Source organism: Clostridium gelidum (assembly GCF_019977655.1).
Lineage (GTDB): Bacteria > Bacillota > Clostridia > Clostridiales > Clostridiaceae > Clostridium > Clostridium gelidum.
On record NZ_AP024849.1, the window covers coordinates 2,706,800 to 2,731,744 of the forward strand.

24 protein-coding genes and 1 pseudogene are annotated in these 24,945 nt (G+C 29.2%); 20 read left to right on the forward strand and 5 right to left on the reverse strand.

Translation table 11 applies throughout. The features are described from left to right. Positions 1-62: 62 nt before the first annotated feature. The 8 genes from psyc5s11_RS12035 to ubiE all read left to right on the forward strand — a co-directional run bounded on the left by psyc5s11_RS12035 (position 63) and on the right by ubiE (position 6,874). Positions 63-245: a heavy-metal-associated domain-containing protein gene (locus tag psyc5s11_RS12035; RefSeq protein WP_224037809.1), complete on the forward strand. Its 183-nt coding sequence runs from the start codon at positions 63-65 to the stop codon at positions 243-245. A 279-nt stretch (positions 246-524) separates the two neighbouring features. After that, entirely contained in the window at positions 525-1,352 is an 828-nt protein-coding gene (locus tag psyc5s11_RS12040; RefSeq protein ID WP_224037810.1) for a polyprenyl synthetase family protein, read from the forward strand. 41 nt (positions 1,353-1,393) lie between these two features. After that, complete coding sequence (locus tag psyc5s11_RS12045) at positions 1,394-1,900, forward strand: DoxX family membrane protein (protein WP_224037811.1); 507 nt, start codon at positions 1,394-1,396, stop codon at positions 1,898-1,900. A 59-nt stretch (positions 1,901-1,959) separates the two neighbouring features. Further along, a complete protein-coding gene (locus psyc5s11_RS12050; RefSeq protein ID WP_224037812.1) occupies positions 1,960-2,514 on the forward strand; it encodes a FixH family protein in 555 nt (184 codons plus the stop codon). 31 nt (positions 2,515-2,545) lie between these two features. Next, the gene (locus psyc5s11_RS12055) at positions 2,546-3,937 is read left to right on the forward strand and encodes a 4Fe-4S binding protein (protein WP_224037813.1); all 1,392 of its coding nucleotides are present in this window, start codon (positions 2,546-2,548) and stop codon (positions 3,935-3,937) included. 160 nt (positions 3,938-4,097) lie between these two features. Then, positions 4,098-5,009: a 1,4-dihydroxy-2-naphthoate octaprenyltransferase gene (gene menA, locus psyc5s11_RS12060; protein WP_224037814.1), complete on the forward strand. Its 912-nt coding sequence runs from the start codon at positions 4,098-4,100 to the stop codon at positions 5,007-5,009. 18 nt (positions 5,010-5,027) lie between these two features. Further along, on the forward strand, positions 5,028-5,654 hold the full coding sequence (locus psyc5s11_RS12065; RefSeq protein WP_224037815.1) for a CPBP family intramembrane glutamic endopeptidase: 627 nt from the start codon (positions 5,028-5,030) through the stop codon (positions 5,652-5,654). A gap of 515 nt (positions 5,655-6,169) precedes the next feature. Then, a complete protein-coding gene (ubiE, locus tag psyc5s11_RS12070) occupies positions 6,170-6,874 on the forward strand; it encodes a bifunctional demethylmenaquinone methyltransferase/2-methoxy-6-polyprenyl-1,4-benzoquinol methylase UbiE (protein ID WP_224037816.1) in 705 nt (234 codons plus the stop codon). 735 nt (positions 6,875-7,609) lie between these two features. Here ubiE and psyc5s11_RS12075 read toward each other — a convergent pair. After that, a complete protein-coding gene (locus psyc5s11_RS12075) occupies positions 7,610-8,497 on the reverse strand; it encodes a LysR family transcriptional regulator (protein ID WP_224037817.1) in 888 nt (295 codons plus the stop codon). Positions 8,498-8,712: 215 nt separating this feature from the next. On the opposite strand from psyc5s11_RS12075, the gene psyc5s11_RS12080 reads away from it, so the two are divergent. After that, positions 8,713-10,167 carry a DHA2 family efflux MFS transporter permease subunit gene (locus psyc5s11_RS12080; RefSeq protein ID WP_224037818.1) on the forward strand — a complete coding sequence of 485 codons (1,455 nt, stop codon included), beginning with the start codon at positions 8,713-8,715 and terminating at the stop codon, positions 10,165-10,167. Between the two features lie 369 nt (positions 10,168-10,536). Here psyc5s11_RS12080 and psyc5s11_RS12085 read toward each other — a convergent pair whose 3' ends face one another. Continuing rightward, positions 10,537-10,677: a hypothetical protein gene (locus psyc5s11_RS12085; RefSeq protein WP_224037819.1), complete on the reverse strand. Its 141-nt coding sequence runs from the start codon at positions 10,675-10,677 to the stop codon at positions 10,537-10,539. A 391-nt stretch (positions 10,678-11,068) separates the two neighbouring features. On the opposite strand from psyc5s11_RS12085, the pseudogene psyc5s11_RS27860 reads away from it, so the two are divergent. The 6 genes and pseudogenes from psyc5s11_RS27860 to scpB all read left to right on the forward strand — a co-directional run. Beyond that, positions 11,069-11,556, forward strand: a pseudogene (locus psyc5s11_RS27860) (diguanylate cyclase); the annotation flags it as partial. Between the two features lie 305 nt (positions 11,557-11,861). Next, the gene (locus tag psyc5s11_RS12095; RefSeq protein WP_224037820.1) at positions 11,862-12,053 is read left to right on the forward strand and encodes a YwbE family protein; all 192 of its coding nucleotides are present in this window, start codon (positions 11,862-11,864) and stop codon (positions 12,051-12,053) included. A gap of 269 nt (positions 12,054-12,322) precedes the next feature. Then, positions 12,323-12,697, forward strand: a complete 375-nt coding sequence (locus psyc5s11_RS12100) for a hypothetical protein (protein ID WP_224037821.1) — start codon at positions 12,323-12,325, stop codon at positions 12,695-12,697. A 363-nt stretch (positions 12,698-13,060) separates the two neighbouring features. Then, entirely contained in the window at positions 13,061-14,251 is a 1,191-nt protein-coding gene (locus psyc5s11_RS12105; RefSeq protein WP_224037822.1) for a D-alanyl-D-alanine carboxypeptidase family protein, read from the forward strand. 193 nt (positions 14,252-14,444) lie between these two features. Then, the gene (locus tag psyc5s11_RS12110; protein WP_224037823.1) at positions 14,445-15,191 is read left to right on the forward strand and encodes a segregation/condensation protein A; all 747 of its coding nucleotides are present in this window, start codon (positions 14,445-14,447) and stop codon (positions 15,189-15,191) included. Continuing rightward, positions 15,184-15,777, forward strand: coding sequence for an SMC-Scp complex subunit ScpB (gene scpB, locus psyc5s11_RS12115; protein ID WP_224037824.1), 594 nt, complete (start codon positions 15,184-15,186; stop codon positions 15,775-15,777). Before psyc5s11_RS12110 ends, scpB begins: the two co-directional genes overlap by 8 nt. Before the next feature lie 78 nt (positions 15,778-15,855). Here the strand turns inward: scpB and ytfJ are convergent, their stop codons facing one another. Then, complete coding sequence (ytfJ, locus tag psyc5s11_RS12120) at positions 15,856-16,335, reverse strand: GerW family sporulation protein (RefSeq protein WP_224037825.1); 480 nt, start codon at positions 16,333-16,335, stop codon at positions 15,856-15,858. A 75-nt stretch (positions 16,336-16,410) separates the two neighbouring features. Further along, positions 16,411-16,965: a DUF2953 domain-containing protein gene (locus psyc5s11_RS12125; RefSeq protein WP_224037826.1), complete on the reverse strand. Its 555-nt coding sequence runs from the start codon at positions 16,963-16,965 to the stop codon at positions 16,411-16,413. Between the two features lie 381 nt (positions 16,966-17,346). On the opposite strand from psyc5s11_RS12125, the gene psyc5s11_RS12130 reads away from it, so the two are divergent. The 3 genes from psyc5s11_RS12130 (at position 17,347) to psyc5s11_RS12140 (ending at position 20,599) form a co-directional block, all read left to right on the forward strand. Beyond that, positions 17,347-18,201 carry a D-alanyl-D-alanine carboxypeptidase family protein gene (locus psyc5s11_RS12130; protein ID WP_224037827.1) on the forward strand — a complete coding sequence of 285 codons (855 nt, stop codon included), beginning with the start codon at positions 17,347-17,349 and terminating at the stop codon, positions 18,199-18,201. A gap of 134 nt (positions 18,202-18,335) precedes the next feature. After that, a complete protein-coding gene (locus psyc5s11_RS12135) occupies positions 18,336-19,325 on the forward strand; it encodes a sulfide/dihydroorotate dehydrogenase-like FAD/NAD-binding protein (protein ID WP_224037828.1) in 990 nt (329 codons plus the stop codon). Next, a complete protein-coding gene (locus tag psyc5s11_RS12140) occupies positions 19,322-20,599 on the forward strand; it encodes an FAD-dependent oxidoreductase (protein ID WP_224037829.1) in 1,278 nt (425 codons plus the stop codon). Before psyc5s11_RS12135 ends, psyc5s11_RS12140 begins: the two co-directional genes overlap by 4 nt. Positions 20,600-20,731: 132 nt before the next feature. Here the strand turns inward: psyc5s11_RS12140 and psyc5s11_RS12145 are convergent, their stop codons facing one another. Next, the gene (locus psyc5s11_RS12145; protein ID WP_224037830.1) at positions 20,732-21,604 is read right to left on the reverse strand and encodes a LysR family transcriptional regulator; all 873 of its coding nucleotides are present in this window, start codon (positions 21,602-21,604) and stop codon (positions 20,732-20,734) included. 136 nt (positions 21,605-21,740) lie between these two features. On the opposite strand from psyc5s11_RS12145, the gene psyc5s11_RS12150 reads away from it, so the two are divergent. Both psyc5s11_RS12150 and yjeM read left to right on the forward strand, forming a co-directional pair. Continuing rightward, entirely contained in the window at positions 21,741-22,673 is a 933-nt protein-coding gene (locus psyc5s11_RS12150; RefSeq protein ID WP_224037831.1) for a 2-dehydropantoate 2-reductase, read from the forward strand. A gap of 745 nt (positions 22,674-23,418) precedes the next feature. After that, positions 23,419-24,906, forward strand: a complete 1,488-nt coding sequence (gene yjeM / locus psyc5s11_RS12155) for a glutamate/gamma-aminobutyrate family transporter YjeM (RefSeq protein ID WP_224037832.1) — start codon at positions 23,419-23,421, stop codon at positions 24,904-24,906. The last annotated feature ends 39 nt before the right edge of the window (positions 24,907-24,945 follow it).

The window sequence follows — 24,945 nt, forward strand, 5'->3', positions numbered from 1 at the left end:
TTTTTAGTTTCTTGTAATGTATCTAGATATTATTGCTGAGAGGCGATTGTTAACAAGAAGGTATGAGCTGTGGGCATTGTGTAAACCATGTTTATGAGGCACTTGATGAGATTGGATCAACTGATATAAAAGTAAATCTAGAAGAAGGGAATGCTGTTGCTGAAGTTGGAGATATTACTGATGATGCAATTAAAGCAGCTATTGAAGATGCAGGGTATGATGTTATAGAAATTGAAGAGTCTTAAATATTAAAAATTATTAAAATTGTACAATCTAAAGTGGATTCTATTGAGTCCGCTTTTTTCTTTTGTGAAAAAGGACTGTTACATTTTGCAACTGTCCTTTAAATTTATATTAACTTTATATTAACTTTAAATGTTCAGAAGTAACTAAAACTTTAAATATTTTTAAATTATCTTCATAATATCTACACATGTTTTATCTATACTTTACTCATAAAAGTGAAAACTATTTTGAATAAAGAATTTTACTTAAAGGTTAAATTATGGAGAGGTGGTGAGGTCATGTTAAGTTTTATAGAAGCTAAAAATGCAATAAGTAAAGAGCTTTATGAAGTTGAGATGATTTTAAAAGATATGGGGAAAAACTTTAATCAGATTTCAGCAAAAGAGATATTTGATTACTTTTTTAAATCTCCTGGAAAATATCTTCGTCCTACGTTAATAATACTTTCTGCAAAGGCTATAAGGCCTAAGATGACTATAGATCAAAGAGTACAATTAATTAATTTATGTGTAGCTATTGAACTTATTCATAGTGCTAGTTTAGTACATGACGATATAATTGACAATGATCTAATTCGTCGTGGTCAGAAGACATTAAACAATATATATGGAAGAAAGATAGCGGTTCTAGCTGGAGATGTTTTTTATGCTAAAGCATTTTCGATATTATTAAATTTGCCAAATAGAGACGCAGAGCAGATAATCACACAGGTCATCGAAAAGATGTGTATATCAGAAATCGAACAAGCCCAAATTAATGAGGTTTCAAAGCTAGATTATCTAAATATAATAGAAGGAAAAACTGCAGCATTCATGAGTGCTTGTTGCAAACTTGGAGCAAAATTAGTTGAAGCTAAAGAAGAAGATATTATAGCTTTAGAAAACTATGGTTTGAATTTTGGAATGGTATATCAAATTATAGACGATTGTTTAGATGGCGATTGTAATGCTATTAAAAATAACATAACCATTGAAAACGCAAAAGAGTTTGCTGTAAAAGCTGATGAAGTTATTGATAATTTGGAGCCATCAGTGTATAAACAGGGTCTAGTAAGTCTTCTAAATTATGTCCTTGAATCTTCGCTGCCTAAAACAAAAAAAGCTTAATTGAGATTTTGAAAAATAAATATGTAAGGGAGATAATTTAAATGAAAATTTTTAATAATAAGTATTTTGTTCCTATATGGACAGTTTTACGTGTGTGGTTAGGATATCAATGGATAGTTCCAGCAATAGAAAAACTTAAAGATCCAACTTGGGTAGGTAGTCAGTCAGGTGTCGCTATAACAGGATTTTTAAAAGGTGCGTTAGCTAAATCTACTGGTGAACATCCAGCAGTACAGTGGTGGTATGCAAGATTTGTAGAAAATGTTGCAATGCCAAATGCTAAGGTATTTTCTTATTTAGTTCCTTGTGGGGAACTTCTTGTAGGTATTAGTTTAATACTTGGAGCTTTCACCATTGCAGGACTTATTGGTGGCGCATTTATGAACTTAAATTATTTATTAGCAGGTACAACAAGTACTAACCCAATTTTGTATACTGTAGCTATAATTTTAATGGTAGCTGGAGCTAATGTATACAAATTAGGTATTGATAGTTTATTGATTTCATATTGGAAAAAGAAACAGGGTAAACAGCTAAGTGCAAAATAGAAATTTAAACATAAAAAATAAAATATTTATACGTCGTAGATGAAGGGAGTTAATAAAAAATGAAAAAGAAAACAATTAGAGGTGCAGTATTAAGTTTAATTATTACTTTAGGTCTTTCAACAGCAGCCTTTGCTGATGGTATGGGCAACATGGACATGTCAAAAGGAACGGAAAAAAGTATGAATGGTATAAAGGCAGAGTTGACTTTTAATAAAGATAATAAAGTGAAAACTGGTAAAAATGATGTGATGATTACTTTGCATGATAATAATGATAAGGAAATTGAAAAGGCTACTGTTAAAATAAGTGCAGAAATGGATAAAAGTTCTGACATGGGTACCATGAATATGGATAAGTCAAAGCCAATTGAAGTAACATTAGAAAATAGTGAAAAAGGTCAATACATGGGTAATATAAATTTCACAGACAAAGGTAAGTGGATTGTTACAGCTAACATTGTTGTAAATGGAGAGAGACAAAATGTACAATTTGATGTTGATGTAGCTAGTGGTGGCCCAAACTGGGTTGTTGTAGGTGGATTTACAGGAATAGTTTCCTTAATAATCATAGTAGCTGCAGTCAAGAAGAAGCAAAGCAGCAAAGTAAGAAAATAATAATAAAGCAAAGAATAGAGGTGACAGTTTAATGTCAAAAATGGATAAGAAGCCCTGTGATGAAAAAAAATCATCACAGGAGGAAAATGGAAAAAATTTATTAGAAAATAAACTAATTTCTAAATTCATCAGAAGCAAGTGGTATCCAGGAATATTTCAACTACTTGTAGGAATAGTATTTACATTTATAGTATTTGAACTTCTAACTGGTCCGAGTGAAGCTCATGACAACTTTGGTACAGCAGGAACATGGGTGCTATGGTGGCCTATTCTTCCGATAATGCTCTTCTTTACTGGACGATTTTGGTGTGCAATATGTCCATTTGGAGCCTTAAGTGATGTAGTTCAAAAATTTGTAGGAAGTAAAAGTCCAGTACCTAAGTTCCTCCGAAAATATGGTGTATGGCTTATAGATGCAATGTTTTTAGCAATTACTTGGAGTGATCATGTCTTTGGTATTGTTGAATCGCCAAGGGGTTCTGGAACATTACTATTACTTATTACAATTGGAGTAATATTCTCAGGAGCATTCTGGGAACGTAGAACTTGGTGTAGATATCTTTGCTTCCTTGGAGGTTTATCTGGAAATTATTCTAGGGCAGGTATGCTGCAATTACGTGGAACAAAAGATAAATGTTCTAAATGTACAGTAGCATCTTGCTACACGGGAACTGAAAGAGCAGAAGGATGTCCAATGTTTGAATTTCCAAAGACTATGGAAGATAATGCAGAATGTAATTTCTGCGGTAACTGTGTAAAGAATTGTCCTAATAATTCAATTCAAATATCATGGCGTGTACCAACTAAGGAATTATGGTTTATAAGAAAACCAAAGTTAGAAGCTTCATTTTTAGCAATTGTAATCATGGGAATTGTATTTGTTCAAAATATTACGATGCTAGAAATTTGGGATGGAATGCTAAAATACCTTGAAAATGCAGTTGGAACAGAAAATTATGCAGTAACTTTTACAATAACATTTATTATAGCTATGGCTATACCAGTGGTATTGATATATATAACTGGACTATTTGCAAAAATGTTCAATAAAGATTCAGTTATTCAAAATATTACTAAGTTTGGATATGCTCTAATACCACTAGATATGGCAGCTCATATAGCTCATAACTTATTCCACTTATTAGCGGAAGGGAAATCTGTTTTTTATACATTTATAGAGTTATTTGGAGTTCAACTAGAGCATACATCTTCAGCTATTCTTGATGGTCCAACAATACAAGTGTTTCAATTCTTATTAATAGGAATAGGAACTATTGGTTCAATATATACTGCTTATAAGATTTCTAAAAATAACTATAAATCTAAAAATATAAGTACGACAATTGTATATACTGTTCTTTTAATATTACTTGCAGTAGTTAATATAATACTATTTTCAATACCTATGACTATGCGTATGTAATAGTTTTTATAGGTTATCTAAAATAAGTTTTAGATAACCTATAATATTAATTTTTTTGTAACTTAAATAGAAGGAATAAAATAACTTGATGTTTGTACCTTTATATAAGGAATAAATTAATTGTAATAGAGCAAATTTAATTAATAGAGGTGATAAGAAAATGATAAATGAAAAATTTAAGTTATTTATTAGGGCTTCAAGGCCCTTTTCTTTAACAGCATCTGTAATTCCAGTTACACTTGGAGGAATACTTGCATTAAATGAGCCGGGCTTCAACTTTGCATATTTGTTATTGTCCATTGTAGCTATAATCTTTTTGCAAGCTTCAGTGAATTTGCTAAATGATCATGATGATTTTATAAATGATGTGGATACAAAAGATTCCTATGGTTCTAGTGGAGTAATTATTGAAGGATTACTAACATTAAAAGAGGTATATGTAAGTGGTATTTTATTATTAATCTTAGGATGTTTAATTGGTTTGTTTTTATCTTATGAAAGAGGCGTAACAATTTTAATTTTAGGGATTATTGGTGCTGTGTGTGGATATTTTTATACAGGAAAACCATTAACGCTTAAATATAGAGGTTTAGGTGCACCTATGGTTTTCATAATTTTTGGACCACTAATGACACTTGGAGGGTATTATTTACAGAGGCAGGAATTTACCATACAATCATTTTTAATATCAATCCCAACAGCACTTCTTACTACTGCAATATTGCATGCAAATGATATTAGGGATATAAATCATGATAAGAAAGCAGGAATTAAAACTTTATCCATATTTATAGGTTATAAGAAAGCACAATTAGTATATTCAAGCTTGATTATACTTTCGTATGTTTCCCTTATTATGATGATTATTTATAACTATGTTCCGTTCGTTAGTTTAATTTGCTTATTAACTGTGCCAGCAGCTATTAAAAATATTAATAAATTAAGAACTGCTGAAAACTCAAGCTATAATATTGCAGAGCTTGATAAAGAAAGTGGTAAACTTCAAGGTCAATTTGGAATTTTATTAATTTTATCTATATTTTTTGAATATGCTTTATCTTCGATATTATAGAAAGGTGGTAATAAAGCTTTGGAGAAAGATGAAAGAAAGAGTAAGACCATTATATTCTCATTAATTATTGCAACATTATTATGGTTTGTAATATTCGTGATAAAACCATTTAACTTTTGGATTGAAATGGGATTCTCAATATCATTATTAGTAGCAATAGCATTACTTGCAGAAAAAAATTTAATATCATTTAGAAATATTAAATTAAGACATATATTAATTGGAATTATTTCAGCTATAATATTGTACTTTGTTTTCTACGTTGGAAATATTATTTCGGGATATTTATTTCCTTTTAAAGATGCACAAATAGCATCAGTTTATAGCAATAGAGCCCAAGGAAATTCACTGCTAATTGGAACATTACTTTTATTTGTAATAGGACCTGGAGAGGAAATATATTGGAGAGGTTTTATTCAAAATAATCTTACAAAAAAATTTGGAGAAAACAAGGGATATATATTTGCAACTTTACTCTATGCAGGTGTGCACATAATAACATTTAATTTTATGCTTGTAGTAGCAGCATTAGTATGTGGTATATTCTGGGGTTGGATTTATAAAAAAGAAAAAAGCCTTGTTCCAATAATAATATCCCATGCACTTTGGGACTTTACTGTATTTGTTTTGTTCCCATTAATGTAACGCGTATATCTGCCGAAATTGAATACATATTTTGTGAAAATTTCGCTGGAAGCATCTAAATGGCAGGTTGCCCCCATTTATGCATGCTCCCAATATACATTGGGACAAGCATAAATGGAACAACCTTCCATTAAGAAGCTTCAACAGCTTATTTTCAATGCCTACTCCACAAATATGTATCCAATTTCTCTGTTTGGATATGCTCTTAAGTATGGTAAGTGTTGAATTTAATCCCAAGTATAAATACAACTTCAGTTGTGGGTATATATATAGGAAAGAATTTTTAAAGGTATATATGTTTAAAGATATCTATTTAAATAGGAAACTATTTAAATAGATAAATAGTTTAAAAGGAAAATATGAACATATAAAAATAGATAAATATATAAATATTTATAGTAAATATCACGGTTTGAAGGCTTTTGCATTATAATATATATGTTGCAAATGAAATTTTTCAAGGATAGAATTAACAACCTAAAATATCCATTCATATAAAAGGGAGGTGATTATAAATGCCAGAAACTGATATAACAGATGTTGAGAAAGTTTTTTCAGTTATTGCAAAGAGATATGATATGTTAAATTCAATTTTAACTTTAAATATTGATAAACTATGGAGAAGGAAAGCAATAAAAATATGTGATATTAAAGAAGAGCAAAAGGTATTAGACTTGTGCTGCGGCACAGGGCAAATGATTAACTACGAATGTAAGGCAGTAGGGAAAAATACTACAGTTATTGGTGTAGACTTTAGCCAAGAAATGCTTAATGTAGGAGATAGAAGGCTTAATAAATCATTAAAAGATTATAAGTTCGAGTTAATTAGAGATAGTATTTTAGAATTGCCTTTTGAAGAAAATACATTTGATTGTATTACAATAGCTTTTGGTTTAAGAAATATTTCTGATAAAAGCAAATCTCTATCAGAAATGTATAGAGTTTTAAAACCGGGTGGAAGATTAGTATGTTTAGAGCTATCAAAACCTAATATACCAATTTTAAAAAATATATATGATATGTATTTTAATAACGTATTGCCATTTGTAGGTTCAATAGGCACAGGAGATAAAAAGGCATATTATTATCTAAGGGATTCAGTAAATGAATTTATGAACAAAAATCAGCTAAAGCAAGAAATTTCGAAGATAGGTTTTAAGAATTCGGAATATAAGTCTTTGACTTTTGGAATTGCATCTATACATTATGGAATTAAATAAATATAACTTAGACTTATGTGGTGATTCACCGAAATAAGCAACATATTGTGCTCTGGTTTCTAGGAATTTTGATGGAGGATATATATTTCAAAGTATAAATCTGATTCGTAGTTTGTTTATCTATTTTTCTTATTTATACCTAAGTAAGCGAGTCATACCAAATCATAGATTTGGTATGACTCGCTTAATTCATTTTAGTATCAAAATTTTCAAATGCTCATTGCAAAAACATTCATATAATTTCTTTGTTTAGATAGATGCTTAAGTTAAGTGAATATCATGGTATATATTTTAACTAGAAAAATATATAGAAAAGTGTAGTCGATTATTGTGTAAATTTGGCGAAAGGTTATTAAAGGAATTACAGGGAAATTAATGAAAAATGTTGTATAATAAGAGTAGATTATTTATATAAGAGATTGATTGATCTTATTTGGTTAAGAATGAGTTGTGAATTTGAGATTCACATAATGTCTAAAATGGGAAGTCAGTGATTTGGATTTTTTAGAAAATAGATACACGAAGGTATCAAGATGTTGCGAGGCTGTTATATAAAATAAATACATATAGTTTTACAGTTTATAATTATACCAATTAGGCTAATAATGGGTAATTGAAATAAAGAATATATTTTTCAGATAGGGGTTCAATGAGGCTCGCCTCTACCATGAAACCCACGAAAATCTAATTTGGATTTTCATGGGTTTATTTTAGTTAGTAAAATCTTATGAAAAATTATTTATCTTTAGGCAATAGCTTTTGATATGGGGTATTCAGTTCAATCATTTCGATAAACTTTGAAAGTGAGCTAGTCATTAAAGAATCTTTTCGTCTTATAAAAAAGCTTTTTGTAATGTTATATTGAGCAGGTATTTGGAATGATTTAAGGAAGCCTTTTTCTTCATATTCTTTAATAGCAGATTCGGGAACGAAAGATGCACCAAGGTCAGCTATCACACCTTCAATGATAGAATTTAAATTATTAAATTCCATATATCGAATATTACAAATGCCTTTCGAATTAAGCCAGTTTTCAAGCTGTATTCTATTAGGACATCCTATAGTGTTCATTAGAAATGGCTTGGAATATAAATCTGATATATCATTATACAGAGGACTGGAAATAAGTACTAAAGTTTCCTCAAATACAAGTTCTTTTACAATATTTTCGTCACTAAGAGGCAGAGTTTTAACAAAAGCACCATCTAATTGGAAATGATTTATCTTATAAATAAGTTCATTTGATTCATTTGTTGTAAGAGATAGATCGACTTTTGGATAAGTCTTATGGTATTGTGCTAAGAGTTTAGGTAGACGCAGAGATGATATTGTGTGATTAGCACCAATGGTTAAACTTCCAGAGGGATCACAAGAATCATTTAAAGCTTTATCAGCTTCATCTAGTAAATAAATGATTTTTTCTGCATAAGCTAATAATTTTTCACCTGTTGGAGTTAAAATCATACCACGTTGCCTATAAAACAATTGTGTTTTTAATTCAGATTCTAATTGTTGAATTCTAGCTGTAACGTTAGATTGAACATAGCCTAGGGACTGTGCAGCTTTTGTTATGCTCCCAGTTTGAGCAACGACTCTAAAAATTCTTAATTCATTACTTTCCATATTGCACCTCAATACATAAATCACTAAAAGTGAATGTTATCATCACTTATAATCATTTTACATGATATATAATCTCTTGTAAACTATATTTAGAAAGCAAAGTTGAATGGTGTCGATGGCATAGCTGTATTATAGATAACTAAAAAAAATATTACACATTTTATATATATGGTTTAAAATCGAAAATTTATCCCATTCAAAGATAAGGAGATTATATGACAAATTCTAAATCACATAAGTGGAGTATTTTACTCGTTGTTACACTAGTTTCATTTATTACAAATTTAGATTCAACTATAGTAATAATAGGCTTGCCTAAGATGATGGAAGGATTAAATATTTCAGTAACAACTGGGCTATGGATAATTACTGGTTACATTATTGCAAGCACTATATTAATATTACCGGCTGGAAAATGGGCAGATACAGTAGGAACAAAGCGCATTTTTATACTAGGACTCATAATTTTTATGATTGGTACAATACTTTGTGGAATTGCAAATTCAGGGTTGACTTTAAATATATATAGGTTAATTCAAGGCTCAGGTGCTGCCTTAGCTTTAGCGACTGCAACACCAATTATAGTTAAAACATTTCCGAGTAGTCAACTTGGGCTAGCTTTAAGTATTAATGCGACTTCGTGGGTTATTGGATCAATAGTAGGGCCCGTAGTTGGAGGTGTTTTAATTACTCGATTTGGGTGGCGTTCAATATTTCTAATCACAGTTCCATTTGTGATTATGTGTATAATTGGAGCAGTTTTAGTAATTGAAGAGACAAAGATTAACATTAAACAAAAAACTGATTGGGTCGGAATAGTAACATTTAGTTTAGGTTTAACATTAATAATGATAGTACTCTCAGAAGGACAATCATGGGGATGGTTATCTATTCAAACTATGGGATTATTAATAATTGCAACTGCTTTATGCGTTACATTTATAATCACAGAATTACATGTGGAAAATCCATTGTTTAATTTCAAGTTATTTTCATATAGGAATTATTCAATTGGACTTGGAATTACATTTTTTTATTGTATTGCATATTTTTCATTACCTTTATTATTAAGTATATATTTGCAAAGTGCACTACACTTAAGTCCCACAATGTCAGGTTTATTGATGATTTCATTATCAGTACCACAACTTGTGCTTGGTCCTTTTGCTGGTAAACTTGTAGATCACTTTGGATCTTTACAGACTCTTGCATTTGGAATTGTATTTCTTGTTGTAGGTATATTTATGCTTGGAAATCTTGGAGCAGAGCTATCAATTTCAGCTGTAGTCTTACCATTAATATTATTGTCAATAGCCAATAGCTTAGCGTGGCCATCATTAGCAAAAACTGTATTATCAGCAGCGCCTAAAGATCAAACAGGTTCAGCATCAGGCATGCATTACACTATTATGAATATTGGTAAAGCGTTAAGTCAGACATTGGTGATATTAACAATAGAAGTCGTTATACCAGCGGATATGGTTTCTAAAGCAATTGCTGGAATAGGAAAGTTAAATAGTATAGATATAAAAGATGATTTAGTTAATTCGATTGATTCTAGTTTTAGGTTTTTTACTATTTTCTTTATAGTGGCACTAATGCTAAGTTTAATTCTGCTATATTCAAAAAGGAAAAATAATGTTGTTCAGGAAAGCGTAAATATGGATTGATTTATAATCCTATTAACAGAGGATGATTTACTTAGTTAAAAGTATTAATATATGGGTATGTTAGAATTAATGGTAAACCATATACATGGACAACCAAAATAAATAGAACGTGATTAAATATTAAAACATAAGCAAATGATATTAAAAGTGTCATTGGTTTATGTTTTAATTTTTTTGAGTTAAGGATGTGTATTAAGGGAAGAGCTCATAGTTAATGATAGGAAAGGATATAGTTTTAAGAAGAATGTTGATAATAAATTCTGTGAAAATATAGCCCATGTAGACTTCATTTGATAATTTTTTATATCATCGTCATGAAGTTTACACGGGCTATTTTGGAATCACTAGAATTTCATTAAAATCAATATACTACTTTTCCCATTTTCCTGAAGATGCATCTTTCTTAGCTTTATGAGTATTGCTTTCAATAACGTTATTAGAGGAGTTTCGTTCTGAAGGGGGTGAATTTAGTATCTTTAAACCTGGCACATCTTTAGCGTTTCTAACCATAATTATGTTCTCCTTTCGCTTTTCACAATCTTTTATTACTAAAAAGTTAGACATGATTAATTTTTCCTAACAAATATATTTTATGTTTATTTCTTTCGTTTATAACAGGAAAGTTATCACTTTGAATGATTATTATAGCATTAAGGAAGTTAAATTTTAAATTTAAAGAGTGAAAGAACATATATCAAGATCTTCTATAGAATCATAATCACTTTTAGGTAGTTGAGATGTTTTTTCTTAGCCATAAATATTCTTAAAAGAAGAAAAAGTTATTAAAAAATCAATTTCAATAGCAGAATCAGTTATTGAAACCGATACGGATAAAGAATTGTATATGAATCTTGTTTGCGATTATACAGAACTCCTTGAACAAATGAAAAGAATGGTAAGGATGTCTGCTATTATAGAAAATAAGCTTAACTATGTCAGATTATCAATAGATGAAATTTCGAAAATTGATTTTGTAACTAATTTATATAATAGACGTTATTTTGATAAGATATTTATGGAAGAATGGGAGAATCATAAAAATGATAATAATTCTTTAGCTGTTCTTATGATAGATATAGATAAATTTAAAGAATATAATGATGGATATGGTCATGTTAAAGGTGATGAATGTCTTGAAAGGATCTCTTCTGAAATTAAAAAGGTAATGGAAGAAACAGGTGATGTTGTTTCAAGATATGGTGGAGAAGAATTCATTTGCTTAATTAAAAATTCGGATTTAAAAAGGCAGAATATATAGCAGAGAAGATTAGAAAAAGTGTAGAAGATTTAAATATTGAGCATAAAGGCTGGCCCCAATATAAAATTGTCACTGTTTCAATAGGAATTGCAGCAGTTAGACCTACTTCAGATTTAATTCCTGAAACAATAATTAATGCAGCAGATGAAGGGCTTTACAGAGCTAAAAATTCTGGTAGAAATAAGGTTAGTTTATAAAACGGTAACAAACTAATTAATTCTAAACTTATTTGTTTTTATGTCAATCTATTGCTATAATAAAAAGAACACATAAATAAAAGGAAGCTATAACTAGAGGAAGCAGTCAGGGTGAAATATATATTTGCCTAGGCACAACTGTAACTTTGAAGAAAAATCTGATCAATTTCAAAATATATTTAATGATAAATAAGGCATATTAAAAAAGCAAATCAATATGTCAGTAGTGAGGTAATATTATGGATGGAACTAACAGAGCAAATATCAAAATAGGTTCTAGGGTATTAGTTGTAAAAAAAGAGCACCAAAGAACAGGTCAGTTAACAGAAGGAATAGTTAAGCGAATACTAACTAATTCACAAAATCATCATCGTGGTATAAAAGTTATGCTTGAAGATAACGTGGTTGGAAGAGTTCAACAAATAAAATAATAGTGTGTTTTTGTTCCCTAAGGTGATGCTTTGGGGAATTTTTTCTTTTAGGGGGTACATCTTTACGTAAAATCAATATTTCTGCGTATTAGTGTTATAATGCTTGTCTACCCACACCAAAGGATTGGGTAATTAACAGAAGGAATAGTTAAGAGGATTCTTGTATAACTTGTGATAGATTTTATAAATTATGTTATAATAAGCCAATATAAAACTATAATCTAATTAATGATATAGAATATTATATTGATAGAAGAGGAGAATTTTTTATGAATAAAAGAGAAAATAAGCGGTTAGTTAAGTATATCTTTTTTGAAATACTATTGTCTGCCATTTTACTTCTTATTGGATTAGCAATTGTGTATTTTACTAACTATAATTTTAAAGATGTTCTATTTGTTGAAGGAATGGTAGTAATCATCTTAGGAATATTTTCTGGAATTAGTGGAAATTCCACAGGATTATCGCTTCAAGGAATGGGACAAAATAATGCTCAATATGTTTCAAATGCAAATCTTGAAACTTTAAAAGAGGAAAAGGAAAAAACCAAAAATAATCTTAATCCCAATATAAGTATAGGATTAAATATGGTTTCATTGATTATAGGTGGTGCAATTTGCATCATTATTGACTTTATAATTTAGAATTATTATTACTATAAAAGTAAAGCAATAGTATTCTTTTATAATATTTCAAGATTATATTAAAATATAACCTTAAATTAAAATAAAAAAATATATATAATGAGTGATGGTAACTTTAAATATATATCTTAATTACAAATAAAGGGTACTCTTTTGTGCAGTGTTGCATCAGAGGATTTAGCTATAGATATTTCTTCAGTAGAAATTCATAGCTAAATCCTCAGCAACCGGAACAACAGAGTACCCTTTATTTCGGCGAGTATACGCATAATTAAATTTTTTGTCAAATCTTTGAGAATTTTAGAATTACTTGTTATATTTTTTCTTCTTATGGTAACACTAATTTTGAAAGGAGGGAGAAATATGAAAAATAAAACGAAACGAATTTTATCTTTTACTTTAATTTTCATTTTCACAATATTACTTTTACCAATTAATTTAGCAAATGCTATAGATACAGCGGATAAAGTTAAATCAGATGGAACTAATATAGAAGCAAAGTCAGCATTACTTATGGAACCTATGACTGGAAAGATACTTTATGAGAAAAATGCAGATGCAAAATTTGCACCAGCATCTGTAACAAAAATTATGACTATGTTAATTACAATGGAGGCTATAGATAGTGATAAAATTAAATTAGATGATAAGGTAACTTGCAGTGAAAATGCAAAGAAAATGGGCGGAAGTACAATGCTCTTAGACACTGGAGAAATAAGAACAGTAGAAGAACTTTTAAAAGGTGTTGCAATAGCATCAGGAAATGATGCGGCAGTTGCACTTGCAGAATATCTTGGAGGTACAGAACCAGATTTTGTTATTATGATGAACAAAAGAGCAGCGGAGTTAGGTATGTCTAATACAACTTTTAAAAATTGCAATGGCTTACCTGCAGATGGACATTTATCTACAGCAAAAGATATAGCAATAATGTCTAAGGAATTATTAAAACATCCAGTAATTCTAAAATACACAGGAACTTATATGGATTCTATATCAGAAGGAAGAAAATCTCCAATTGAACTTGTAAATCACAATAAATTAGTTAGATTCTTTGAAGGTTGCGATGGACTAAAAACAGGATTCACAGATGAAGCTAAATATTGTATAAGTGCCACAGCAACAAGGAATGGAGTAAGGATGTTATCTGTAATTATGGGTGCTCCAACTTATAAAATAAGGAATCGTGATGCAGGAGTATTACTTAATCATGGATTTTCAAAATATGAAGGTAAAAAGCTTGTAGTAAAAGATCAAGAAATTGATAAGGTATATATGGATGAACAAACTGATAGATTTTTTATGGCAATGGCAAAAGATGATTTAACCGCTATATTACCAAAGGGTGAAAATAAAGAGTTAGAAAAGAAAATTGTCATTGATGAATTAAAGAAAGAATACAAAGCAGGAGATATCGTTGGAAAATATGAAGTTTATTTAGGTGAAGAAAAAGTAGGAGAAGTAGAAATATATTGTGACAGAGATATAAAGAAAGGCAATATATTTGATAATATTAAGTACAATATTAAAAATTTATTTGAAAAAGGTGTGTAATATAAAAGAAAATAAACTTAAATAAAAATAACAACATTGAAAAAACATAGCTCAATAAAAAAGATTTTATCTTAATTATTGAGCTATGTTTTTTCAATGTTTCTTGTTTTGAGTCATATAAATTGATATTATATATATTGAGTGTTAAAATTAAAATTTAAGTGAAATTTATTATGGAGGTATAAAATAGTATATGGAACTTCCAAAGATTAAAATTAATGATTTTGAAGGACCATTTGATTTATTATTACATCTAATAAAGAAAAATCAAATGAGTATATATAATGTAAAAATATTTGAGATAACTAATCAATATTTAAAGTATCTTAATGATATGAAGGAAATGGATTTAGATATAACATCTGAATTTATATTAATTGCTGCAACTTTAATAGAAATAAAATCCAAACATTTATTGCCTAAGATTAAAAAAGAAGAGGAAAACGAAGAAGATCATGAGAAAAATCTTATAGAAAAGCTTATAGAATACAAGAAAATAAAGGGCGTCTCAATATTCTTTAAAGAAAGATATATTAGTGCAGGGGAAGTATTTGCAAAAAAACCAGAATTAATAGAAGATAAAAGAGAAGTTGTGGTAGCAAAAGATTTATTAAAGGATATACACCTTATAGAATTATACAATATTTATAATAATTTGTTAGAAATTTATAATAATAAGCAAAATACAAATAATGTTATTCAAAAAAAAATATATGTAGATAAATATAAGATAGAAGATAAGTTAGAGTATATAATGGACATGTTAAAAAATGAAAATGCTAATAGTTTTTCAGAATTTATAGAAAATTGCGAATGTAAATTAGAGTGTGTCGTAACATTTTTAGCTTTACTTGAAATGATTAAACAAAGAATGGTTAAGGTTTATCAAAGTGATAATTTTAGCAAGATATTAATTGAGAGGAGAGCAGAAGATGCATAAAAATGAGGGGATTCAAATACCATTTATGGATGATTTGAAAAAGGATTCTTTAAAATCAGCAATAGAGTCTTTATTGTTTGCAAGTGGTGAACCTTTAAGCTTGCAAGATTTAGTAAATCATCTTGAAGAAAAATCCAAGCTTATTGAAATTATTATTGAAGAAATGATGGAAGAATATGAAATTTCCAATAGAGGAATAAAAATAATATGTATAAAAGGAAGTTATCAATTAGTTACTAAAGCGCAAAATGCTGATTATATACAAAAACTTTTAAAGAAAAATAAGAGACAATCTTTATCACAAGCATCTATAGAAAGCTTGGCGATTGTAGCGTACAAGCAGCCTATAACTAGAATAGATATCGATGAAATTCGAGGAGTTAAATCTGAAAGTGCAATCCAAAGACTTATGGAAAAGGAACTTATAAAAGAACTTGGAAGGCTTGACGTACCAGGAAGGCCAATTTTGTATGGTACAACAGAAGAATTTCTAAGACAATTTGAATTGAAAGATTTAAAGGAACTTCCGTCTTTAAATTTATTTGGGCAAGATGATTTACAAGAAAATAAACTTGAGGCAGAATAATAAAAAGAGAAATAGATTTGCTGAATAAATCAGTATTCTATTTCTCTTTTGAATTAAAAAATTAGGAGTTAGTTAATATTATGATTTATTTGTGGAATAATTCTCATTAGGGGTAGTATCCTCAGAATTATTATCAACATTATTAGTATTACCATTATCAGAATTTTTATTCTTTTTGCATATATCTTTTACTAAACTTTTTATAATATCTAAAATTTGAGGAACAGTATCAACTATTCTATCGTAAGTAGTATCCTGTGCTACAGGTAACATTCTAACTCCATCCTCTTTAACGACCAAGAATGCAACTGGTTTAACTGAAACTCCTGCTCCAGAACCACCACCAAAAGGAAATATTGTGCTGCTAGAATTTTGCTTTTGACCAGGATACTCACTACCGCCAGATGCAAAACCAAAGCATAATTTTGAAACTGGAATTATAAATGATCCATCCTTCGTTTCTACAGCTGTTCCAATTACGGTATTTACATCAACCATAATTTTAAGATTTTCCATAGTACTTTTAATTAAATTTTCAACTTGTTGTTCACTTGACATAATAGTCCCAATTATAGCATATTAAAAAAATAGTAAGTAACGTGATAGTTTATTTTCTTTCATATGCTCAATTGGTCACCTCCCTTGCTTTTTTATAAATCTAAATAAAATAATTATCATATATATAATGTTTGCAAATGATAAGAAAATTATACTGGATGTTTCAATTTTTAGTAAAAATTTATCTTCAAATATGGGATTTATTTTGAAATTAAATTTACAAGTCTTAAAAGGAACATTTAGAAGAACATAAATTAGTGGCGGTGATTGACATAGAACTCCATAAAAAATTGCAGTTTTAGCAGCATCATTAAGTGAATAATCTAAAGAAAATTTTATTCTTAATAAAGGTTTAAAATTTGAATTATACAAATTTGATAATAAAGGTTTCCACTCTAAAGATTTAAAGTTTATATTATTATACAAACTTGAAAAAAAATTATGTTTTTTTTTGAGTGAAGGATTAACTTTATGATGTTTAATTATATGTGAAAAGTTTTTTTTTGAAATAATGGTAAGTCCATATAATTTTATATAATAATTTATTGTAGAATAGTAAATATTAAATTTAATAGGAATAGGGATAAAAAATATCAATAAAATCACAAAGAAAATAAAAAATAATCTCATAAATTCCCTCCAAACTCTATGTACTTAATAAGGGACATTTAAAAAATAACAAGTCAGTATGCTAGTCTATTTTGCGTCATACTTCGTCGGCATATTCACCTAATAGCCAACAAGGAGGCAAATATGCCTCCTTGTCTGACACAAAATATACACATTAGAAAAGAGCAGCTATGCACCTATAAAAAGAGTGGCTTTGCCACAATGCGGAACTTTTCTGCATATAAGAACTTCTCATCGCATCTTTAACCTGTTATTTCTTTCATATCCATAAGTATTGACTAATTTCCAAAAAATAAACCTAAAAAATTACGAAAAATAGGGTTAAAAAATAATTTTAAAGGTAAACTACAACCAAATAGTAAATTTAGAAGGTGATTAATAATGAGGAAAGGTATTAAAAATATTTCAATAATATTACTGAGCCTTATTTTTACTCAAGTCTTAAGTGTAAGCGTAAATGCTAAAAGTAAAGATAATACTAATTTTAAAGTAAATGCAAGATCTGCAATTGCATTGGACAAAGAAAGTGGTACAGTTCTGTATGAACAAAATGCATATGAAATAGTTCCAATGGCAAGTACAACTAAAATACTTACTGCTCTTATTGCTATTGAACAAGGGGATTTAGATAAAAAAGTGACTATTAGTAAAAAAGCTGCTAGCGTTAGAGGCTCTACTGTAGGATATAAAGTAAATGAAGAAATAGCTTTAAAGGAGTTAATTTTTGGGCTTATGTTTAAGTCTGGAAATGATGCAGCAATAGCTATTGCTGAAGACTTAGGAGGCTCAATAGAAGGCTTTTCAGAGATAATGAACCATTATGCTAGAGGAATTGGGATATTAGATTCACATTTTGAATCTCCTCATGGTCTAGATAGCAGTGAACATTATTCTTCAGCATATGATTTAGCAATACTTACAGCTAAAGGCATGGATTATGATTTATTTAGAGAAATTGTAGGAAGCAAACAAATTTCAAAAGAGAAATACAATTTTACTAGGGATTATAATAATATTAATAAAATACTTTGGAGAATTCCTGGAGCAAATGGCGTTAAAACAGGATCTACAGGTCAAGCAGGAAAATGCTTAGTTTCTTCAGTTAACAATAACGGTAAAGATGTAATAATTGTAGTCCTAAATTGCCCAGATAGATGGAATGTAACAGAGAAAATTTATCAACATGTATTAGAAAAAGTTGCATTTGGAAATCATACTGTTAAAGATTTAGTATAACACTTTGTAGTAGATAGTTTTTTAGAAAATTACTGTCTACTATTTTTTTATGATTTCAATAACTATATTTGTAGCAAATTACGTCTTTTAAAATAAACTATTATTAAGAAGCAATTTTATCTAAAGGAGAGAAAATGATAAAAGAAGCTATTGATTGTATAGATGCAGGAACTGAGTATTGTCCTTGTAAATTAGCTGAATCAGGTGAATGCTTGATTTGCTCGCAATGCCAAGGAGAGTGTTTTTGTGATTGTTTAAACTGGAAGGGGGTTTGTATATATCAAGAACTTTATAATAATGGAAATAAAGCAAAGGAAGGTCGAAAAACTTATGATTGTGCTATTGAAGATGTAACTAATTATAATAATAATATAATTATGATTAAATTTAAATCTACTCATAAATTAGCTTTAGATTTAGCTAAACCTGGAAGTTATATATTTGTAAGAACAGATGAAAATAAATATTTTGATATTCCCATATCTATTATGAATTCAGATATTGAAAATGATAGTATTACTATTGCTGTTGAAATTAGAGGAATAAAAACCAATAGATTATTAAATACAAAACCAAATCAAAACATAGTAATTAGGGGCCCATATTGGAATGGGGTATTTGGAATTAATACTATATTAGCTCAAAAAGAAACAAAAGCATTAGTTCTTGCAAGAGGTATTGGACTAGCTCCTATGATGCCTGTAATAAGAAAATTAGAAGCGCAAAATAATGAGTTGCAAGTAGTAATAGATAAAAGCCCTTTTGAAGTGAATTTTGCAAGTGTTCTTTTAGCTGATTACAATATGAAAATATCAGAGAATTCATTATTAGATCAAGGCAAACTTTCAGATCATGCTAAAGTCATAATTAAAGATGCACTTAATGATGGAACTAAGTATATTCATGTAGCAGGAGCTGATATTTTAACTTATAGTGTTATTAATTATTTGAATGATATTGATAGAAATGATGTCTCCCTTTCTTGTTGTAATAACTTTAAAATGTGCTGTGGAGAAGGTATTTGTGGAGCGTGTACATCGAGATTCTCAGGGCATAGAGTCAAAAGATTCTGCAAAGAACAGGCTGACCCAAGAAGTATTTTTGAAGGGAGAAGATTTATATGAAAGTTGTTATTATTGGTGGAGGTTGGTCTGGAGTAGCGGCAGCTATTTCAAGCAAAAAGGCTGGAGCAGATGTTACTGTAATAGAAAAAACAGATCTTCTACTTGGACTTGGTAATGTTGGTGGAATAATGAGGAATAATGGAAGATATACTGCATCAGAAGAGCTTATAGCACTCGGTGGTGGAGAATTAATAGAAATTACGGATAGAGTTTCAACTCATACAAATATAGAGTTTCCAGGTCATAAGCACGCTACATTATATAATGTTAATATGATTGAAGGTGAGGTTAGTAAATATTTAACAACACTCGGTATAAATTTAATGATGGAAAGTAGAGTAAATAATGTAAAGTTTGAAAAGGGAAAAATTAAAGGTGTATATCTTAGTGATGATACTTATATAATTGGTGATGTTTTTATTGAAACTACTGGTACAACAGGGCCAATGGGGAATTGCTTGCGTTATGGTAATGGTTGCTCTATGTGTGTTTTAAGATGTCCTTCCTTTGGCCCTAGAATAAGTATTAGCGGACGTTGTGGCGTATCAGATATTCAAGGTGAAACAAACAACGATGCTCTAGGTGCTATGTCAGGTTCATGTAAATTAGCAAAGGAAAGCTTATCAAAGGAATTAAGAAATGAGTTAGATTCCAAAGGTGTTGTTGTGTTAAAAGTTCCATTGGAAGATGTGAATTATGATAAATTAAGCACTAAGGTATGTCAACAATATGCATTGAAGGAATTTGCGGAAAATATAATTTTGTTAGATACTGGACATGCTAAGTTAATGACGACCTATTATCCATTGCATAAATTAAGAAAAATAAAAGGATTAGAAAATGCAAAATATGTTGATCCATATGCAGGTAGTAAAGGAAATTCCATCAGATATTTATCAGTTGCACCGAGGACAAATGATTTAAAAGTTACAGGAGTAGATAATTTGTTTTGCGCAGGTGAAAAAAGCGGATTATTTGTTGGGCACACAGAGGCAATTTGTACTGGAACTTTAGCTGGACACAATGCCGTAAGATTAGCTTTAGGATTGCCACTTTTAATACTTCCTTCATCCATTGCTATTGGGGATTTGATAACTTATGCAAACGAAAAGGCTAGAACCAGAGAAGGAAGAAAGGACAGGTATACTTTTGCTGGATCAAGTTATTTTAAAAGGATGAAAGAACTTAATCTTTATACCACTGATATAAATGAAATTAGAGAAAAGATTAAAAAAATTAATTTGGATAATATTTTCAATCAAAAATTATGTTAATATAAAACTTACTGTATTAAGCTACCTATTATATAGGTAGCTTTTGAATTAAGGGAAAAAAGCATGTAACTATATTAAATATGACAGTGCAATTATGTTTATGTAGAAATATAATTAATAAACCAGTTATATTCATATGTTTTTATAGGTACGAATAATATGGTCAAACATTTTCTTTACGGCAGGTGCCATAAACATTTTATTTAAAGTAGTTATTCCGATGATTCTATATTCACGTGGCTCTACTCTATATACATCTACATTATGAGTTTGGTTTTTCATCACGAGCTCTGGCATAATGCAAATCCCAAAACCACTTTCAACCATTGCGATAGTGGATTGGTCATCAACTACATGACAGGTGGATAGCGCATTTAGTTTATATTTTTGAAAAAAATTATTGATGTCGGCGTCACAGCCTTCTCTTTGATAAACAAAATGCTGTCCGCGTATATCGTCGATCGTTATGTAGTCTTTATTTTTAGGGCGAAAGCTTTTTGGAACTACACATACAAGTGGATCTTTATATAATGGCATAATTTGCAGGTGATCTGCACTTGAAGTAGATAAAAACCCAATATCAACTAGCCCATTTCTTATCCAACCTGAAACGTCATTATAATTTCCTTGATATAGTTCTATAGTAATACTCGGATATAATTCTTGGAATGAGCTTACAATATGTGGTATCCAATTTGTACACACACTGTTAAATGTACCAAGTTTTATAGTTCCTTTCTCCAATCCATTTAATAAGGAAATTTCCTGTTTTAAATGTTCTTCACTATTAAGAACTGTTTGAATATGAGGTAATAGGTTTTCTCCATAGCCAGTTAATTGTATACCTGTTTTATTTCTAATAAATAGAGGAAACCCCAATTCTTTTTCTAGACTTGAAATAGAGTGGCTTATGGCAGAAGGAGTTAAATGTAAAATTTCAGCAGCGCTCTGAAAACTATTTTGATCTACGACGGTTTTAAATATTTCATATGATGATAATGACATAATTCTAATATCTCCTTTCAAAACATACATGAAAATTATTCAACATAAGAATGAAAAAAATGAATTTTACTTATGTAAGTAATAGTAATATACTGATTTAAGATAGTCAATATATTCTATGGATGGAGGAGAGATTATGAGAATTGCAGTTTTAGGTGCAGGAGCAATGGGAAGTCTTTATGGAGCTTATTTATCACGTAATAATGAAGTGCATATGATTGATGTAAACAATAAAGTAGTAGAGTCGATTAACCAAAAAGGTTTAATCATATTAGAAAAAGAACAAAATAAAGATGTTGTATTTCCAATTTCAGGAGTTATTAATTCCGATAATTTAGGGATAATGGATCTTATAATTGTTTTTGTAAAAAATATATATACTATTTCTGCCATGGAAAAAAACCAAAGTCTTATAGGAGAAAACACACTAGTTTTGACGCTACAAAATGGTGCAGGAAATGATAGAGATTTAGAACAATTTGTTAAAAAAGAAAATATTCTAATAGGAACAACGGAACATAACTGTGCAAACTTAGAACCAGGTCGTATTTCACATAATTCAAGTGGAATAACTAATATTGGAATGGTATGTCATAATATTGAGATATTACAGCAAATAGCAGATAATTTTAAAAGTTGTGGTATCCCTACAGAAATTTATGAAAACATTCAAGAAGTAATTTGGAACAAGTTATTTATTAATATGTCCCTTAATTCTGTTACAGCGATTTTACAGTGCAAAGTTGGTTATTTACATGAAAATAATGATGCAAGTCAAATTGTTAAAATGATCATTTCGGAAGCTGTAGATGTTGCAAATGCAGATGGCACTTATTTCAATAAGGACGAAGTAATAGAAAAAGTAGAAAAACATATCAGAGATGATTTTTATGAGGTTGTAACTTCAATGAATCAGGATGTTTTAAATAAAAGAATTACAGAAATTGACCATATCAATGGGGCTGTAGTTAGAGTAGCTAAGGAATATGGTATTCAAACACCGTATAATGAATTTATTGTTTTTTTACTTCATGCTATTGAAGGAACTTATAAGTTTAAAGCGTGCTAAATAAAATTTTAAATATGTAGTATAATATGAATTGCACAAAATATTTAGAGGTAGACTAGTAGAAATACTATTTTACCTCTATTTTTTTGATTATTTTTATATATTTTACAGTATAAAATTAGTCAGTTTAGATTAGGCACAATCAAAAAAATAACAAGTCTATTTGCCAGAAAAGTTCCGTATTGTAGCACAGCTACTCTTTTCTAATGTGCCCATTTTCCATCATTCTGTGTCGGCAAATTGACCTAATAGGCCCGCTATGAGGGGAATTCGTCTCCTTGCCTGATGAAAAATATTCATGGCAACTTTGGACTTGTTATTTATTTTCATGTGCCTTAATTTAGGACAATACTAAGCAAATATTACTTTAATATAAATTTATAATAATACAGAAATATATGTATAGGATTTCTTAAACACATTTTAATTTGAGAAATATTTAATGAAATGCTAAAAAAATTAAAGGTTTTCTTAATAAAATGAAAAATAACTTAATTTGAATTGACGAAAAAAGGATAGTAGTATAAAAAAGTGTTTATTCATGAAAGAAATAGCAATGTTGTAATTATAAATTAACATATAATAAGAAAAGCTCAAAATTAAATTTATAAAATTGAATAACCAATAAAAATTAAATTACTTATTAAAATTAATAATATATTACGAAATGAATGCAAATAATAATAATAGAAATTTTAACTTAATTTTAAATGATGAAATAAGAAACAATATGAGGAGTAAAATAATGAATAAAAATGAAAAACAAAAGAAGTTAACTTTAATAACATTAATTCTTATGATATTTACATCAGTTTTTGGATTTGCTAATATGCCAAGATCATTTTATCTTATGGGATATGGTGCAATACCGTGGTTTATCTTAGGCGGAGTAACATTTTTTATACCATTTGCATTTATGATGGCTGAATATGGATCGGCCTTTAAAGAAGAAAAAGGCGGTATATATTCATGGATGGAAAAATCAGTAGGACCTAAGTTTGCATTTATAGGAGTTTTCATGTGGTATGCATCTTATGTAGTGTGGATGATAAATATTTGTTCAACTATTTGGATACCTTTATCAAATACAATTTTTGGAGTTGATACTACTTCTAGTTGGGGGACATTTGGATTAAGTTCTACACAGGTTCTTGGAATATTAGGAGTCATATGGGTATGCACAACTTTTCTCATATCTAAAAGAGGAATAACTAAAATAACTAAAATAACATCAGTTGGTGGAATGGCAGTTGCATTATTAAATATACTACTAATAATAGTAGCTGTTATAGTATTTATACTAAACAAAGGACAATTTAAAGAACCTATTACATCAGCTATGTCATTTATTAATTCGCCAAACCCATCATATCATAGCATTATTTCAATGTTATCATTCTTAGTTTTTGCATTATTTGCATATGGTGGTATTGAAGCTGCATCTGGTCTTGTAGATCAAACTGAAAATCCAGAAAAGACTTTTCCAAAGGGGATTTTAATAGCAGCAGCTATAATTTCAATTGGTTATTCTCTTGGGATATTCTTAATTGGAATATTTACTAATTGGGCTACCAGTCTTTCGGGTGAAAATATAAACATGGCAAATGTTGCCTATGTTGTCATGAATAATTTAGGATATACTTTGGGAAATTCAATGGGATTATCTGATTTTATATCTATTCAAATTGGAAATTGGGTTGCTAGATTTGTTGGATTATCAATGTTCTTAGCAATAACAGGAGCATTTTTCACTTTGTCTTATGCACCACTTAAACAATTAATAGAAGGAACACCGGCAAAGCTTTGGCCAGGAAAAATGGCGAGTATTGATAAAAATGATATGCCAATAAATGCAATGGCTGTTCAAACAACTATAGTAGCAGTAATGGTGTTATTTATTTCAATGGGTGGTAAGAGTGCAAAAGTATTTTTTGAAATGTTAGTATTAATGACAAATGTTGCAATGACATTACCATATCTATTCTTAACAATTTCATACATTTCGTTTAGAAAAAAAGATTCTATAGAAAAACCCTTTTTAGTAGTTAAAAACAAAACATTTGCAATAATTATGGGATTTGTAGTAACTGCAGTAGTTGGATTTGCAAATTTATTTACAATCATAGAACCAGCTATCCATGGAAATTACACATCTACAATTGCTATGATTGCAGGGCCTTTAATATTTATTGTAGCAGCAGTTATAATTTATGCTAATGGTGAAAAGAAATAAAATATAAACGGTTTAGGCTTATCTAAAAATATTTGTTGT